Below are 2,638 nucleotides of genomic sequence, written 5' to 3'. Positions count from 1 at the left end.
AATTTTCACCTATACTAGTAAAGTCATAATTTCTTTCCGATATTGTCTTAGTCTTACTGAAAAAACGCTCTTTTACTATGTCCTGTACATACACAACACCTTGTGATAACGTTATCGCACTAATCGCAAAGAAAAGTATGATTAAAGTTCTTACACTCCATAACTTCACTTTCATATGCCGCTTTTTATTCACCATGACATAAGCCCCTTCTTATTCTTTCATTACAATCCATTTATTCGTTCTACTGTATTTCTTTGGTGAAGTACCAATAATTAAAGGAACCGCATCCAGTTCCTTTCGACGAAAGCCTGCTGTGTAAAAGTAAGAAGAAGATATAGGCGTATCTTGGTCTGATATCGAGGCAAGTACCTTTAATACATTTTGCAAATGTTTCCGATTATCCCCATTTTTTATATGTAGCAAACCGTTATCTTTTACACTATTGATCCATACTTCAAACGAACAGTTTTGCATAAGAAGTTGTTTGCATATACCTGCTGTTAATTCAATTAGTTGCTCTATATCATTTCGCAAAGAAACACCACTTTTATTTTGCAAGTTGAGATAAATCGCGTATTTATCACATTGTGTTCGCTCATACTTTTTCGCAGTTATCGTCCCTGTTTTCGCTGTTGCACTCCAGTGGACGGAACGAAAATCTTCATTTTCATAAGACTTTACTCCCATTACTTTCGTTTCATCATATAAGGGTGAAGACATCGCTTTTCGAAATCCTCGTGACCATTCTTGTAATTCAGGAACTTGTATTTTCGGAACAGCTGGTAAGACTAAATAAGAGGGCGTATCAACTTGTTTATATGTTATATGGTTCGTTATAAATCCAAAGAGATCAGTAATAACAATTTCAACTTCTTCCCATTTCGCGATGCCTCTTTTTAACGCTACAGCTTGCAAATCAAATGAAACTGACTCCCTTCCTTTTAAATTAAAATTCATATAATAATTTGAACCTGTACTATGATTTTTGTTTATTTCATCATGATTCCAAGTTAGCTTATTTTCACATTTAAATCGAAATACGATATTAAGAATAGGAAATATCGACTTGTTTGAAATTTTCATTTTGCACATATTCGTTTCACCTATAAAAACGTTCGAATTCCCTTGACTGTATTCCCATTCAACACGAGATACTTTACGTATATATACATGCATAGCACCTATTAAAATTACATATAAAAATACGAGAGATAAAAACAGTAGATTACTTGAAAATACACTTAAAATAACGGCTACAACTGACATAACCCCCATTACGAAAGGCTCCGCTAAAGGTGTATACACAAGCTGTTGATTCATCGTACATTCTCCACTGGCACACTAATCGTATGAAGAATTTCTTTCATAATTTGTTCTTTCGTCGTTTTCATCTCTCCCTCAATCGTTAACGTTAAACGATGAGCACAAACGGATGCAGCGAGCGTCTTAATATCATCTGGCGTACAGTAATCTCTTTCATTTAATATTGCCCGTGCTTGAATTGCTCTCATAAATGCCAACGTTCCCCGAGGGCTTACACCAATTTCAATTAACTCATGGTTACGAGTTGCTTCAATAATTTCAAGGAGATAATCTTGCACATCATTCCCTACTAACACTTCTCTTGCACGCTTTTGCATCGTAATAATTTCTTCACTTGAAATAATAAAATGTAACGTTTCTAATGGATCATTCATTTGAAACCGATTCATCATTTCCTTTTCAGCTTCTCTCGTAGGATAACCTTGGCGTATTGTGAGTAAAAACCGGTCTAACTGAGCATCTGGTAACGGAAATGTGCCCGCTGATTCGAGTGGATTTTGCGTTGCTATAACTAAAAAAGGTTCTGGTAATGAATGTGTCTGTTTCGCAATTGTAACAGTACGCTCTTCCATAACCTCAAGTAACGAAGATTGTGTTCTCGGTACAGCTCGATTAATTTCATCCACTAATACGATATTTGCAAAAATGGGTCCTAACCTTGTTTTAAAATCCGATTCCTTTACATGAAAATATTCAAGACCAATAACATCTCCAGGCAAAGTATCCGCTGTAAATTGTATTCTTTGAAATTTAGCGTCCACACTTTTAGCCAAACTTTTCGCTAATGTTGTTTTTCCTGTCCCAGGTACATCTTCTAATAAAATATGTCCCCTTGCTATTAGAGCAATGGCTGCTAGTTCTATCGATTCGTCTTTTCCTATAATAACCTTCGAAATATTATTAGTAATTTTCTTTAATGTACTCATATAGTATCTACCACCTTTAAATTATCTAAAAATTCAGAATTTATTTTTTCCAAATTATAACATGTAATTCAAAAATGAAATAGAGTGAAAATGAATCTTTTATTTTTTCTTCATTGCACGCAAAAAAGCACCTATTGTCGTATATTGACAATGAGGTGCTTAACTCACGTAATTTTCATATTGGGTATTTAACACCTTATATACATTCACTATCTTTCTATTTCACTCCAAATATCAATATCACTTTCATTTAAAATCGATTTAATTTCGTCTTTCTCAAAAACTACTAAATAATTATAAGGTAAAGCTAGTACTTGAATAATTGCAGGTTTCATTTTTAATAATTCGTAGGCGTATATGGTCTCTAATTCTCCTGATACTTCTTCAT

3 protein-coding genes and 1 pseudogene are annotated in these 2,638 nt (G+C 33.9%); all 4 read right to left on the bottom strand.

Features of this window, described 5'->3' with window-relative positions; translation table 11 throughout:
- Window positions 1-196: pseudogene (locus ABWK52_RS22650) on the bottom strand (hypothetical protein); the annotation flags it as partial.
- A 15-nt stretch (window positions 197-211) separates the two neighbouring features.
- The gene (locus ABWK52_RS22645) at window positions 212-1,321 is read right to left on the bottom strand and encodes a DUF58 domain-containing protein (protein ID WP_048568602.1); all 1,110 of its coding nucleotides are present in this window, start codon (window positions 1,319-1,321) and stop codon (window positions 212-214) included.
- Window positions 1,318-2,250: an AAA family ATPase gene (locus ABWK52_RS22640; protein WP_070756611.1), complete on the bottom strand. Its 933-nt coding sequence runs from the start codon at window positions 2,248-2,250 to the stop codon at window positions 1,318-1,320. Before ABWK52_RS22640 ends, ABWK52_RS22645 begins: the two co-directional genes overlap by 4 nt.
- A gap of 209 nt (window positions 2,251-2,459) precedes the next feature.
- A partial coding sequence (locus tag ABWK52_RS29835) for an immunity protein Imm33 domain-containing protein (protein WP_438825467.1) occupies window positions 2,460-2,638 on the bottom strand: 179 nt, incomplete at its 5' end.

The sequence above is a fragment of the Bacillus sp. AP50 genome (genome assembly GCF_040492675.1).
GTDB classification, from domain to species: Bacteria; Bacillota; Bacilli; order Bacillales; family Bacillaceae_G; genus Bacillus_A; species Bacillus_A cereus.
The sequence above is the reverse complement of the archived record's forward strand: the minus strand, read 5'-3'. Positions and strand labels throughout refer to the sequence as shown.